The following is a 13,001-nucleotide window of genomic DNA, read 5'->3' as shown; positions in this document are numbered from 1 at the left end:
GAAGGCGGGTTACGCGCGGCGTTCGAGAGCGATGGCGGTGCGGATGGCGCCACGCGCGCGGCGCCGGTCCCCCGAGGCGTCGTAGGCGAGCCCGAGCCGGAACCAGGCGCGCCAGTTTTCCGGGTCGGCCTCCGCCGCTTCGCGGAAGCGGGGGAAATCGGCGTCGGCCGCGTCCCGGTAGGGCCGCCCACTGGGCCGGGACGGAAGCTCGTCGACGGGCAGTTCGCCCTCGGCGTCCAGGCGCCGCAGCAGCCGCTCCGAGCCCAGCCCGAACTGCAGCTCGCGGGCGAGCGCCCAGACCCCGACGATGGGCAGGATGATCAGCGCCCCGCCGATCACGATACCGATCGGCTCGCCGGTCAGCATAAACTTCACGGCCTGCCAGCCCACGAGGACCAGGTAGACCAGGAGCAGCAGGGCCATCAGCGCGGCGGCCAGGCGACCCCTCATTCCGCTGCCCCGGACGTGGCGGCGGAGCCGGCGGCGCGCGGCGAGCCGGCGCCGGCCTCGCCCAGGCCGAGGTCGACGATCCGGTCCAGGCCGACGGTCACCCCGCGGGCCGTGCGGGTGGCCGCGAGGGCCAGCAGGATGCCGCGCTCGTAGGCCTCGGCCGAGAGCGTGTTGTGGCTGATGGTCAGCGTCTCGCCCGGTCCGCCGAGGAACACGTCCTGGCGGGCGAGGAGGCCGTCCAGCCGCAGGCTGTGCACGGGCACACTGGAGACCTGCTGGCCGCGGGCGCGCTGGTCGGTGTGCGGGGCCGAGACCGGGCCGAGGCCGGCCCGCGCCCGCCCGATCAGCTCGGCCGTGCGCACCGCCGTGCCCGACGGCGAGTCGACCTTGCCGGCCTGGTGCGCCTCGACGATCTCGATCGAGTCGAAGAAGCGGGCGGCCTGGGCGGCGAATGCCGACCCGAGCACGGAGCCGATGGAGAAGTTGGGGATGATGACGACGCCCGCATCGTCCAGGCCGGCGAGGCGGAAGGCGAGCGAGTCGATCCGCTCCTGCGACCAGCCGGACGTGCCGACGAGCACCCGGATGCCGTGGTCGACGGCGAACTCGACCACGCGCTGGCTGACGCCCGGCGCTGTCAGGTCGACGGCGACATCCGCCCCGAGCATCTCGGAGAGCGCACTCTTCGAGTCCAGCCGGGCGACGAGTTCGTAGCCGTCGGTGTCTTCAATGAGCGAGGAAACCAGGCGGCCCATCTTGCCCGTTGCGCCGATAACGGCCACCCGTGTTGTCATGTTCCCAATCTACCAAGCGCGACCTTGCGGGCCCGACGTAGCCTAGGGGCATGCCTGAATTCAGAGAAGTGTCGGTGACGGATGCGCCGGCGCTCACCCTGCTCACCCAATACTTCAGCGACCGCGCGTCGTCGTTCCCGTCGGCTCAGGGCAGCTACCGCACCACCCTGCCCGTCGCGGAGGAGTTCCTGCCGCCGCGGGGCGTGTTCTTGCTGGTGGAGGAGGGACATTCCGGCCGCTACGTCGGCTGCGGCGGGGTGCGGCGCATCGCCGACTCCCCGGCCGGCGCCGTGCGGTACGAGATCAAGCACCTGTGGCTGCAGCCGCACGTGCGCGGCCTCGGCTGGGGGCGCGTGCTGCTGGGCGAGCTGGAGAGCCGGGCGAGCGCGTTCGGCGCCGGCGAGGTCGTGCTCGACACGAACGCCAGCCTCGAGGCGGCCGGGGCCCTGTACCGGAAAGCGGGTTACGAGGACATCGCGCCGTACAACGACAACCCCAACGCCACGAACTGGTACCGCAAGGCGCTGGTCAGCCAGGAGCGGGCCGAGGCCTAAAAGAGAAGCTGGTCCGGCAGCCCGGTTCGGAGCTCGACCGGCAGGTGCCCGAGGTCGTTGTGGGTCACCAGCGTCCAGGGCCGCCCGGGCTTCTGCTGCAGCACGGTGAGCCCGCAGTTGGCCTGGTTGATGCTGATCCAGCGCCAGTCGGGAGCACCGAGCACCTCGCGGACGAACCAGGCAATGACGAAGTTGTGGGTGATCAGGAGGTCGTGGCGTTCACCGCGCCTGGAGCGGAGGAATTCGGCCGCTGCGTCTTCCATCTGGGCCCGGCCGGCCTCGATCTGGGCCTCGGAGACCGCGCCGAAGAACGGGTCGAAGGCCGAGGGCATCTCCGGCGTCTTTCCGGTGGGGATGCAGTCCATCAGCAGCGCGGACGGCTCGGAGGTGAGGGCGGGAAGCCTTTCGGCGATGATGTCCGCCGTCTCCGCCGCGCGCTGCAGCGGCGAGTGCCAGGCGCCGGTGAACGGGACTCCCCCGAGTCGTTCGGCGATCAGGTGGGCCTGGCGCTTGCCGCGCGGCGACAGCGGGCCGTCCGGGAGGCCGTGCTCGGCGTCCTGCTGTTCGCCGTGGCGAACCAGGTAGAGGTAGTGGGGCACGGTGTCTCTTTCGTTGTCTTGCTGCGGAAAGCGCGAAGCGCGGCTGCGGGCGGAGCGCGCTACGGCTAGTGCCTGGCGGCGGTGAGGGCCGCTGTGAACGCGTCGTCATCGAGGGCGCCGACGGCGGCGACCGAGATGGGACCGGCGACCAGCTCGGCGGCGAGCTCCTGCACGTCCTCGGCCGTCACGAGCGCCAGGCGTCGGAGCGCCTCGTCGAGATCCACAAACTCCCCCAGGGTGATTTCCGAGCGACCGAGCCGGGACATGCGGGTGTCCGAGTCCTCGAGGGCGAGGGCGGATGCCCCGGACAGCTGCCCGGAGGCCCGCTTCATCTCGTCGGCGGTGACGCCGCCTTCGGCGAGCCGGTTCAGCTCGCCGAGCATCAGCTCGACCACCTGCCCCGCCTTCGCCGGGGTGCAGCCGGCGTACATGCCGAACAGCCCGGCATCCGAGTATCCGGGCGCGAACGAGTAGACGGAGTAGGCCAGGCCGCGCTTCTCGCGCACCTCCTGGAACAGGCGGGATGACATGCCGCCGCCGAAGATCGAGTTGAGCACGCTCATCGTGACGCGGCGGTCGTCGGCCGCGAGCAGGCCCGGGACACCCACGAGGAGGTTCGCCTGCTCCAACGGGCGCCGCACGATCGTGACCGGGTCGCCCTGGCTGATCAGCGCGGCCCGGCCGGTGCGGCGGGCGACCGGGGCCGCATATTCGCCCAGGTCCCAGCCGGCGAGGAGCAGGGCACGGGTGACGGCGGCCACGAGCACGTCGTGGTCGACCGCGCCGGCGACCGTGACGACGAGGTCCTGCGGGCGGTAGTTGGCGCGGTAGTGCTCCCAGACGGCGGCGCGGGTGGCGGCCTGGATCGTTTCGCGGGTGCCGCCGATCGGGCGACCGAGCGGGTGGGCGCCCATGACGGCCTCGAAGAATCGCTCGTTCGCGACATCCGCCGGGTCGTCGTCGGCCATCGCCAGCTCTTCGAGGATGACGCCGCGCTCGTTCTCGAACTCCACCGGGTCGAGCAGGGAGGAGGTGATCATGTCGGTGAGCACCTCGACGGCCATCGACAGGTCGCGGTCCTGTACCTTGGCGTAGTAGCAGGTGTATTCTTTGGCCGTCATGGCGTTGTGTTCGCCGCCGACCGAGTCGAAGGCGACCGCGATGTCGAGTGCGGTGCGTTTCTGCGTGCCCTTGAAAAGCAGGTGCTCCAGGAAGTGCGTCGAACCGAAGTGACCTGGCTGCTCGTCGCGTGAACCGACCGCGACCCAGTAGCCGATCGTCAGGCTGCGGCTGCCCGGAACGTGTTCGCTCAGGATGCGCACGCCGCTGGGTAGCACGCTTCGGCGCACCAGCGACTCACCGGCGGCCCGGAAAGAGAGTTCGGCCAGGTCCAGGGGGAACTCAACAGCACCGTTCATGTCACTGACAACCTTACGACACCGCCCGGCCGGGCGTCCCACCGGTCGGCCACGACAGACTGGTCTGTCTAGCCGTTTTGTGCTAGCGTTTAGCCACCGGCGCACGCCGGGCGTGCCCTGAATCGCGGCGCGACACGCGCGACGCGGAGGAGCAGCACGNCGAGGCGGCACCAACACCGGCGAGGCCGACCACGCACGCGAAGGTGCGTATCCTCGCCACCGCAGACGGCCTGTTCTACAGCGAGGGTGTGCACACGGTCGGTGTCGATCGCATCATCAGTGAGGCGAAGGTCACCAAGGCCACGTTCTACAAGTACTTCCGTTCGAAGGACAGCCTGATCGTGGCCTACCTCCAGGGGCGGGACACGCGGGCCCGCGACTTCGTGGCGGACGTCGCCCTGCGCTACGACAGCCCCGAGCAGCGGCTGCGCGGCATCGTGGACGAGATCGCCGACGAGGTCATGCGCCCCGGGTTTCACGGCTGCCCGTTCATCAACGCGGCGGCCCAGTTCGCCGACCCGCGGCATCCGGTGCGCGAGGCCGTTGCCGCTCACCGCGAGTGGTACGGCACGACGATCGAGGGCCTGTTCCGCGGCATGGGGCACTCCCACCCCGGCGACGCCGCCGACGACTTCTTCCTCGCCCGTGACGGGGCCTACGCCGGCGCCAACCTGGGCGACCCCATCGCCGCGCATGCCGCGCTGCAGCGCGCGATCCAGCGCGTTATCGCCGAGATCCCGTAGCCGGGCCGGGGGCGGCCGACGCCCGGTCGAGTTCGACCATCTCGCCTCGGCCGAGCCGGATGCCCGCGGCCGCCACGAGCGCGTCCACTTGCTCCGGCAGGCTGGCGCCGGCGACGGGCACGAAGGTTCCGTCCCGGGCCAGCAGCCAGGCGAGGGCAATCGTCGCCGGTTCCACGCCGTGTTCATCCGCGATCCGGTCGACCACGGCGAGCGTCCGCAGCGCGTGGCGGTTCAGGTAACCGGCGGCGCGTTCGGCCCTGGCCGTTCCGGCGGCCTCGGCCCTGGTGCGATACCGGCCGGCCAGGAAGCCATGAGCCAGCGCGAAGTACGGCAGCACCGTCATCCCCTGCGCATGGGTCACCAGGGCGAGGGACGATTCGAAGGGCTCGCGGTGCACAAGGTTGTAGTGCGTTTCCAGGGCCACGAACCGGGGCAGGCCGTTGGCGGAAAGCACCCTCGCCTCCATCAGCCGTTCGGCGGTGAAGTTCGAGGCGGCCAGGTAGCGCACCTGGCCGCGGCGGATGAGGACGTCGATGGCGCCGAGGCTCTCCTCGAGGGGAACCTCCGGATCGTCCAGGTGGAAGTAGAGCAGGTCGATGTAGTCGGTGCCCAGCCGTTCCAGGGAAGCCTGCACGGCGCCGGTGATGCTCTCGGCGCTCAGGCCGGGGTGGTCCCGGTTCCGGCCGATCTTGGTCGCGATCACCGTGTCGCCTCGAGCCCCGCGGCTGCGCAGCCACGAGCCGATGATCACCTCGCTGCGTCCTGCCGCGTAACTGTCGGCCGTGTCGAGGAAGTTGCCGCCCAGGTCGCGGTGCCGGTCGAGGACGCGCATGGCGGCACTCCCGTCGATTGTCCAGCCGAAGACGCTGCAGCCGAGGGCGAGCGGGTGCACCAGCAGGTCCGTGTCCGCGATCGGATGCCTGGCCGCGGCGCCCTGGGGCGCCGGGACCGCTCCGGACACGGGCGCCGACTGCACCGGGACCGGCGCCGAAATGGGCGGCGGGCCGGCGGAGAGGGGCTGCCGCGGGCGTGACCCCTGTGGGGGCCGGGGACTGAGCGACCTGTGCGAGGCATGGGTCGCTGACCGGGGCGCTGGGAACCGAGGCATGGCTCTCCCTTCCCGTTGCCTGCTGCTGTGCCCCGAGAATAATCCCCGTTCCCGGTCTTTCCGAGGGGCTTGCGGGAACCGTTATCCAAGCGGTGCGCTCACGCGGCGCCCCTGCCCGCGAGCCGCTTCAGCTTCCTCGAAGCGCGCCGGGCTATCCTCGGCGGATGACAGCATCGACGCTTTACGAGATCCCGCTCACCCTCATCGACGGCACGGAGACGACGTTCGACCGGTTCAGGGGCAAGACGGTGCTCGTCGTCAACGTCGCCTCGAAGTGCGGCTTCACCCCTCAGTACGCGGGCCTGGAGGCGCTGTACCGCAGGTACAAGGACGAGGGCTTCGTGGTGCTCGGCCTGCCCTGCAACCAGTTCATGGGCCAGGAGCCGGGCGACGAGGCCGATATCGCGTCGTTCTGCGAACTGAACTTCGGCGTGAGCTTCCCGCTGACCGAGAAGGTGGATGTGCGGGGCAAGCACCAGCATCCGCTCTACGCGGAACTGACGACCTTCAAGAGCGGCCCGCTGCCGGGACTGATCAAGTGGAACTTCGAGAAGTTCCTGGTCAACTCCGCCGGCCAGGTCGTCGACCGCTTCGCGTCGACGGTGGAACCCGAATCCGAGCAAATCGTGCGGGCCATCTCCCGCGAAACCGCAGTTGTGCGCGCCAAGACGCCGGAATAACGCGCACAACTGCGGTTTCGCGGGATGTGGCGAGGGGTCAGGGGGCTTCGGCTCGGCGGAGGACCGCCTCGGCGTGGCGCAGCAGCGGGCCGTCGATCATCCGTCCCTGGTACTGGAAGACGCCGCCTTCCGTGGCCGAGGCCTCGAGGATCGCCCAGGCGTAGGCGATCTCCGCGGCGGTCGGCCGGTAGGCGTCCCGGATGACGGCGACCTGGCCGGGGTGGATGCAGGCCGTTGCCCGGAACCCGCTGGCCACGGCGTCTTCGGCCTCGGCGGCGAGGCCGGTGATGTCGGCGATGGCCAGGAACACGCTGTCGATGGCGGCCTTGTCGTGCGCGCCGGCGGCCAGGAGCACGGAGGACCTGGCGTGGCGGGCGACGGCGCGGTAGCTGCCGTCGGCGAAGCGGCTCGAGCTTCCGCCGAGCGAGGCAATGAGGTCTTCGGCCCCCCACATCAACGCGACCACATTGGGCACCGCGGCGATCTCAGGCGCGGCGAGGATGCCCGCGGCCGTTTCGCAGAGGGCGATCACGTCGTACGCGGGCAGCGCCTCCAGCTGTGCGGCGCTGACCGCCTTGGGCAGCATGACCGTGCGGTACAGCGTCTGTTCCAGCGCAGCCAGGTCGAGTTCGAAGTCCTCGGTGCCGACCGCGTTGACCCGCACGACGGTGCGCGCGGGATCCAGCGGGTTCGCGATCAGTGACACCCGCGCGTCGGCGCGGGCGTCGGGGCTGACGGCATCCTCGAGATCGATGATGACCGCGTCGGCCCGTGCGGCCGCCTTCGCGTAGCGCTCCGGCCGGTCGGCCGGGCAGAAGAGGAGGGCCGGGCCCAGGTCGAAGCTCACGGCGCCGAGTCCTTGCACCAGACCATGACGGTGCGGATCGCGGTCGCCACGACGTCGCCGTGCTGGTTGCGGGCCGTGTGTTCGAGCGTCAGGATGCCCTGGCCCGGCCGGGAGCCGGAGAGCCGTTTGTCGGTCACGATCGTCTCGGAGTACATGGTGTCGCCATGATAAAGCGGATGCGGGAACTTCACCTCGGCGAAGCCCAGGTTCGCCACGATCGTGCCCTGGGTGAGCTGCGCGACGGAACTGCCGACCAGGGTGGACAGCGTGAACATCGAGTTCATCAGCCGCTGGCCGAACGGCTGGGTGGCCGACCAGGCCGCGTCGAGGTGCAGCGACTGCGTGTTCATCGTCATGGTCGTGAACAGCACGTTGTCGGCCTCGGTGACCGTGCGGCCGGGGCGGTGCAGGTAGCGCGCGGCCAGGTCGAACTCCTCGAAGTACAGCCCGCGCTGCTCGATCACGGTGCGGTCGCCGGTCATACGCTGACCTCGTGTTCCTCGACCAGCAGCTCGGCGCCGGTCGCCGCGATGACCTGCTCCACCGTGACGCCGGGCGCGAGCTCGCGCAGCACGAGGCCGTCGGGGGTGACGTCGATCACGGCGAGGTCGGTGATGATGCGGTCGACGCAACCCCGGCCGGTCAGCGGCAGCGAGCAGCGTTCGAGGATCTTCGGGTTGCCGGCGCGGTCGGTGTGCTCCATCATGACGATCAGGCGCTTGGCCCCGAAGACGAGGTCCATCGCCCCGCCCATGCCCTTGACCATCTTGCCGGGGACCATCCAGTTGGCCAGGTCGCCGTTCGCGGCGACCTCCATCGCCCCGAGCACCGCCACGTCGACGTGTCCGCCGCGGACCATGCCGAAGGATGCCGCGGAGTCGAAGAACGCCGCGCCCTGGTTGACCGTGACGGTTTCCTTGCCCGCGTTGATCAGGTCCGGGTCGACGTTGTCGTCGGTGGGGTACGGCCCGACACCGAGGATGCCGTTCTCGGCGTGCAGGACGACCTCGATGTCATCCGGAATGTAGTTCGGAATCAGCGTGGGCATGCCGATGCCGAGGTTGACGTACTGGCCGTTTTCGAGCTCCAGGGCGACGCGCGCCGCGAGCTCCTCGCGGGTGAGGCTCATGCGCCGAACTCCTTGGTGGCTGGGGTGATGGGGGCGCCGGTGATGGTGCGCTTCTCGATCCGCTTTTCGATCGCTCCGACGACGACGACACGCTGCACGAAGATGCCCGGCGTGTGGATGTGCTCGGGGTCCAGCTCGCCGGGCTCGACGAGCTCCTCGACCTGGGCGATCGTGATCCGCCCGGCCATGGCGGCGAGCGGGTTGAAGTTCGCGGCGGCCGCGTGGAAGACGAGGTTGCCGTAGCGGTCGCCCTTCGCTGCGTGCACGAGGGCGAAGTCGGGGGTGACCGAGTGCTCCATCACGTAGTCGGCGCCGTCGAAGCTGCGCACCTCCTTGGGCTCGGACGCCTTCGCGACCGTGCCGTCCGTGTTGTAGCGCTGCGGCAGCCCGCCTTCGCTGACCTGGGTGCCGACGCCGGCCGGGGTGAAGAAGGCGGGGATTCCGGCGCCGCCGGCGCGCAGCTTCTCGGCGAGCGTGCCCTGGGGGGTCAGCTCGACCTCGAGCTCGCCGGAGAGGAACTGGCGTGCGAATTCCTTGTTCTCGCCCACGTAGGAGCTGATCGTGCGGCGGATGCGGTGGTCTTCGAGCAGCCGCCCGAGTCCCCAGCCGTCGACGCCGCAGTTGTTGCTGATCGTCTCGAGGTCGGTCGTGCCCTGCGCGTGCAGGGCCTCGATCAGGTTCTCGGGGATGCCGCACAGCCCGAAGCCGCCGACGGCGAGGGATGCCCCATCCGGAACGTCGGCGACGGCCTCCGCCGCACTCGCCACAACTTTGTCAATCATTTCGATCTCCCGTTCTGCATGCACTCACGATAGGGCCAGGTCGGCTCGTCCGTCACACCATCGGTGCGTCGTCGGGCTCGGCCATCGTGGCGATCGCTGCGATGGTGGCGACAATCTGGTCGAGCTTGACCAGGTCGCCTGGCTTGAAGGTGACGCTGACGACGCCGGCCGTTGCCGCGGTGAGCTTGTGTTCCATCTTCATGGCCTCGACCGTGAGGATGGTCTGGCCGATCTCGACGAGGTCGCCCGAGGCGGCGTGCACGGCGATGACGGTCCCGGGCATGGGCGAGCGCACGTCGGGGCTGGCCGCGCCCTCGACGCGGTCGCGGCCGGCGAGTTGCTCGGCCAGCTGCTCGGCGCGGGAGCGGCGGCGCAGGTCGACCGAGAACCCGTCGCTGCCGATCCACAGCCGCCGGCCGTCCCGGACCAGGTCGAGCACGCGGCTCACCCCGTCGAGCTCGATGCTGAAGGCGCCGGGGCGGCCGGCCACCTCGGCCAGGCTCGCCGGCGCGGGCTCGCCGGCGCCGACGGCGACGGATGCCGCATCCGGGCCACCCTCGACCCGCACGTCGACCGACTCGGTCGCGCTCACGGCCAGGTTGTACCGGGCCTGGCGGTGCGGGCCCATCCGCCAGCCGCTCGGGCGGGACCAGACCGGGTTCTCCCCCGACCAGGCCTGCGCGTGCAGGAACAGCGCCGCTGCGGCGTAGACGTGGTCGTCGGCCGCGCGGAAGCCGAGGCCCGGGAGCTTGCGCTCGATCAGGCCGGTGTCGAGGTGCCCGGCGCGGACGTCCTCATCCTGCACCAGGAGCCGGAGGTATTCGATGTTGGTGCGCACGCCGAGCACGACCGTGTCGGCGAGGGCGCGGTCGAGGCGGGACAGCGCCTCGGCGCGGGTGGGCGCCCAGGCGATGACCTTGGCGAGCATCGGATCGTAGTCGGAGGAGATCGCCAGCCCCGGGGTGAGGGCGCTGTCGACGCGGATGCCTTCGCCGCACGCCTCCTCGAGCCGCAGCACCGTGCCGGTGGTCGGCAGGAAGCCGCGCTCGGGGTTCTCGGCGTAGACGCGGGCCTCGACCGCGTGCCCGGTGAGCACGACGTCCTGCTGGGCCAGCGGCAGGGTCTCCCCCGCCGCCACGCGCACCTGCCACTCGACGAGGTCGAGCCCGGTGACCATCTCGGTGACCGGGTGTTCCACCTGGAGCCGGGTGTTCATCTCCATGAAGAAGAACTCGTCGGGCGCGGCATCCGAGACCAGGAACTCGACGGTCCCGGCGCCGGTGTAGCCGACGCTGCGGGCGGCGGCGCAGGCGGCCTCGCCGATCCGGGCGCGGGTGTCCGCGTCGAGCAGGGGCGACGGGGCCTCTTCGATGACCTTCTGGTGGCGGCGCTGCAGGGAGCACTCGCGTTCGCCGAGGTGGATGACGTTGCCGTGGTTGTCCGCGAGCACCTGCACCTCGATGTGCCGGGGTGCGCTGACGAACCGTTCGATCAGCAGGGTGTCGTCGCCGAACGCGCTGGATGCGACGCGGCGGGCGGTCACGAGCGCGCCGGCGAGGTCGCCCGCTCGCTCGACGAGGTGCATGCCCTTGCCGCCGCCGCCGGCGGACGGCTTGATCAGCATCGGGTAGCCGACGCCCTCAGAGGCGGCGATGAGCTGCTCGTCGCTCTGGCCGGGCAGGGACACCCCGGGGACGACCGGCACACCGGACTCCGCCACGTGGTTCTTCGAGCGGATCTTGTCGCCCATCATGTTCAGCGCGTGCACGCTGGGCCCGATGAAGACGACGCCGGCGTCGGAGCAGGCCCGGGCGAAGGCCTGGTTTTCGGAGAGGAAGCCGTAGCCGGGGTGGATCGCCTGGGCGCCGGTGCGGGCGGCGGCGTCGAGGATGGCCTCGATGCTGAGGTAGCTCAGCTGGGGCTTCGCGGGGCCGATCCGCACCGCGACATCCGCGAGCGAGACGTGCAGGGCACCGCGGTCGGCGTCGCTGTAGACGGCGACCGAGCGGATGCCGAGCTCCCGCAGCGTGCGGATGATGCGGCAGGCGATTTCGCCGCGGTTGGCGACGAGGACGGTGTGGAACATGGTCATGGTCTCTCTCACATCCGGAAGAGGCCGAAGGCGGTCTCGGGTAGCGGGGTGGCGGCGCAGACGTCGAGGGCCAGGCCGAGCACGGTCCTGGTGTCCAGCGGGTCGATCACGCCGTCGTCCCAGAGGCGGGCGGTCGAGTAGTAGGGGCTGCCCTGGTGCTCGTACTGTTCCTTGATCGGGGCTTTGAAGGCGGCCTCGTCCTCGGCCGACCATTCCTCGCCCCGGCCCTCGTACTGCTCCCGTTTCACGGTGGCGAGCACGGAGGAGGCCTGCGCGCCGCCCATCACGGAGATGCGGCTGGCCGGCCACATCCAGAGGAAGCGCGGCGAGTAGGCGCGCCCGCACATCGAGTAGTTGCCGGCGCCGAAGGATCCGCCGATGACGACGGTGAGCTTGGGCACGCGGGCGGTCGCCACGGCGGTGACCATCTTGGCGCCGTGCTTGGCGATTCCGCCGGCCTCGTAGTCCTTGCCGACCATGAATCCGGCCAGGTTTTGCAGGAAGACCATCGGGATGCCGCGCTGGTCGCAGAGCTCGATGAAGTGCGCGCCCTTCATCGCCGACTCGGCGAACAGCACGCCGTTGTTGGCGATGATGCCGATCGGGTGCCCGTGCAGGCGGGCGAAGCCGGTGATCAGCGTCGTGCCGTATTCCTTCTTGAACTCGTGGAACTCGCTGCCGTCGACGATGCGCGAGATGACCTCGTGCACGTCGTACTGGCCCTGCACGTCGGTGGGGACGGCGCCGTAGAGTTCGGTTTCGTCGGCGACGGGTTCGACCGTCGGGAGGATGTCCCAGGCCGGCTGGGCAGGCCGGGGCAGGGTGGACACGATGTCGCGCACGATCTGCAGGGCGTGCTGGTCGTTCTCGGCGAGGTGGTCGGTGACTCCGGAGGTGCGGGCGTGCAGGTCGCCGCCGCCCAGCTCCTCTGCGGTGACGATCTCGCCGATCGCGGCCTTAACCAGCGGCGGGCCACCGAGGAAGATCGTGCCCTGGTTACGAACGATCACGGTCTCGTCGCTCATCGCCGGCACGTAGGCGCCGCCGGCGGTGCAGGACCCCATGACCGAGGCGATCTGCGGGATCTTCGCCGCGGACATCCGGGCCTGGTTGTAGAAGATCCGGCCGAAGTGCTCCTTGTCGGGGAAGACGTCGTCCTGCATCGGCAGGAACGCTCCGCCCGAGTCGACCAGGTAGACGCACGGGAGGCGGTTCTCGAAGGCGATCTCCTGCGCGCGGAGGTGCTTCTTGACCGTCATCGGGTAGTAGGTGCCGCCCTTGACGGTGGCGTCGTTGGAGATGACGAGAACCTGGCGGCCGTGGACGAGCCCGACGCCGGCGATGATGCCGGCGCCCGGGCAGGCGTCGTGGTACATGCCGTTGGCCGCGAGCGGAGCGATTTCGAGGAAGGGACTGCCTTCGTCGAGCAGCGCGTCGATGCGTTCGCGCGGCAGGAGTTTGCCGCGACCGATGTGGCGCTGCCGGGATTTCTCCGGGCCGCCGAGGGCCGCGAGCGCGAGGCGCTGCTGCAGGTCTGCGACGAGGGCGCGTTGGGCGGCGTCGTTCTCCGTGAAGGTCGGGCTGCTGGAGTCGATCCGACTCTCGAGTGTCTCCATTGACGTCTTCCCGTTGCTGCGTGCATCAAGTACAGTTAATGATCACTAACCGAAATTCAGGCTAGCCGGTCGTCGCCGAGATGTCCAGACGGGAAGCTCAATGGTCGACATGAGAGCCGCCGCGCCGGCCCCCCGGCCGGCGCCGGCCGCCGCGCCAACGCCCCGCAGCCTGGCCAAGGCCGACCGGCG

The 13,001-nt window shown here is 70.3% G+C and carries 14 protein-coding genes; 3 read left to right on the top strand and 11 right to left on the bottom strand.

The annotated features are described in order from the left end of the window. Positions 1 to 9 precede the first annotated feature (9 nt). Positions 10 to 450 carry a hypothetical protein gene (locus E3T33_RS14810; protein ID WP_092323920.1) on the bottom strand — a complete coding sequence of 147 codons (441 nt, stop codon included), beginning with the start codon at positions 448 to 450 and terminating at the stop codon, positions 10 to 12. Next, positions 447 to 1,244: a 4-hydroxy-tetrahydrodipicolinate reductase gene (gene dapB / locus E3T33_RS14805; RefSeq protein ID WP_092323918.1), complete on the bottom strand. Its 798-nt coding sequence runs from the start codon at positions 1,242 to 1,244 to the stop codon at positions 447 to 449. Before dapB ends, E3T33_RS14810 begins: the two co-directional genes overlap by 4 nt. Before the next feature lie 50 nt (positions 1,245 to 1,294). Here dapB and E3T33_RS14800 point away from each other — a divergent pair, with 50 nt between their 5' ends. Continuing rightward, positions 1,295 to 1,798 carry a GNAT family N-acetyltransferase gene (locus tag E3T33_RS14800; protein ID WP_092323917.1) on the top strand — a complete coding sequence of 168 codons (504 nt, stop codon included), beginning with the start codon at positions 1,295 to 1,297 and terminating at the stop codon, positions 1,796 to 1,798. Here E3T33_RS14800 and E3T33_RS14795 read toward each other — a convergent pair. Next, positions 1,795 to 2,397: a histidine phosphatase family protein gene (locus E3T33_RS14795; protein ID WP_092323915.1), complete on the bottom strand. Its 603-nt coding sequence runs from the start codon at positions 2,395 to 2,397 to the stop codon at positions 1,795 to 1,797. The two genes, E3T33_RS14800 and E3T33_RS14795, sit on opposite strands and share 4 nt — an antisense overlap. Positions 2,398 to 2,462: 65 nt before the next feature. Further along, entirely contained in the window at positions 2,463 to 3,815 is a 1,353-nt protein-coding gene (locus E3T33_RS14790) for a pitrilysin family protein (protein ID WP_092323914.1), read from the bottom strand. Positions 3,816 to 4,018: 203 nt separating this feature from the next. On the opposite strand from E3T33_RS14790, the gene E3T33_RS14785 reads away from it, so the two are divergent. Next, positions 4,019 to 4,558 (top strand): TetR/AcrR family transcriptional regulator, encoded by a 540-nt coding sequence (locus E3T33_RS14785; RefSeq protein WP_134575691.1) that lies wholly within the window; start codon positions 4,019 to 4,021, stop codon positions 4,556 to 4,558. On the opposite strand, the gene E3T33_RS14780 is transcribed toward E3T33_RS14785, so the two are convergent. Beyond that, on the bottom strand, positions 4,539 to 5,519 hold the full coding sequence (locus tag E3T33_RS14780; RefSeq protein WP_241976988.1) for an aldo/keto reductase: 981 nt from the start codon (positions 5,517 to 5,519) through the stop codon (positions 4,539 to 4,541). The two genes, E3T33_RS14785 and E3T33_RS14780, sit on opposite strands and share 20 nt — an antisense overlap. A 311-nt stretch (positions 5,520 to 5,830) precedes the next feature. On the opposite strand from E3T33_RS14780, the gene E3T33_RS14775 reads away from it, so the two are divergent. Next, complete coding sequence (locus tag E3T33_RS14775) at positions 5,831 to 6,346, top strand: glutathione peroxidase (protein WP_092323909.1); 516 nt, start codon at positions 5,831 to 5,833, stop codon at positions 6,344 to 6,346. A 37-nt stretch (positions 6,347 to 6,383) separates the two neighbouring features. Here the strand turns inward: E3T33_RS14775 and E3T33_RS14770 are convergent, their stop codons facing one another. The 6 genes from E3T33_RS14770 to E3T33_RS14745 are packed head-to-tail and all read right to left on the bottom strand — an operon-like array spanning position 6,384 to position 12,812. Then, positions 6,384 to 7,193: a CoA ester lyase gene (locus E3T33_RS14770; RefSeq protein WP_092323908.1), complete on the bottom strand. Its 810-nt coding sequence runs from the start codon at positions 7,191 to 7,193 to the stop codon at positions 6,384 to 6,386. After that, the gene (locus tag E3T33_RS14765; protein WP_092323906.1) at positions 7,190 to 7,675 is read right to left on the bottom strand and encodes a MaoC family dehydratase; all 486 of its coding nucleotides are present in this window, start codon (positions 7,673 to 7,675) and stop codon (positions 7,190 to 7,192) included. Before E3T33_RS14765 ends, E3T33_RS14770 begins: the two co-directional genes overlap by 4 nt. Beyond that, the gene (locus tag E3T33_RS14760; protein WP_092323905.1) at positions 7,672 to 8,322 is read right to left on the bottom strand and encodes a CoA transferase subunit B; all 651 of its coding nucleotides are present in this window, start codon (positions 8,320 to 8,322) and stop codon (positions 7,672 to 7,674) included. The genes E3T33_RS14765 and E3T33_RS14760 overlap by 4 nt, the downstream gene beginning before the upstream one ends. Further along, complete coding sequence (locus E3T33_RS14755) at positions 8,319 to 9,104, bottom strand: CoA transferase subunit A (protein ID WP_092323903.1); 786 nt, start codon at positions 9,102 to 9,104, stop codon at positions 8,319 to 8,321. The genes E3T33_RS14760 and E3T33_RS14755 overlap by 4 nt, the downstream gene beginning before the upstream one ends. 52 nt (positions 9,105 to 9,156) lie before the next feature. Next, complete coding sequence (locus tag E3T33_RS14750) at positions 9,157 to 11,196, bottom strand: biotin carboxylase N-terminal domain-containing protein (protein ID WP_092323902.1); 2,040 nt, start codon at positions 11,194 to 11,196, stop codon at positions 9,157 to 9,159. An 8-nt stretch (positions 11,197 to 11,204) separates the two neighbouring features. After that, a complete protein-coding gene (locus E3T33_RS14745; RefSeq protein WP_092323901.1) occupies positions 11,205 to 12,812 on the bottom strand; it encodes a carboxyl transferase domain-containing protein in 1,608 nt (535 codons plus the stop codon). Between the last annotated feature and the right edge of the window lie 189 nt (positions 12,813 to 13,001).

The organism is Cryobacterium sp. TMT1-2-1, from assembly GCF_004403955.1.
GTDB lineage: Bacteria > Actinomycetota > Actinomycetes > Actinomycetales > Microbacteriaceae > Cryobacterium > Cryobacterium psychrotolerans.
The sequence above is the reverse complement of the archived record's forward strand: the minus strand, read 5'-3'. Positions and strand labels throughout refer to the sequence as shown.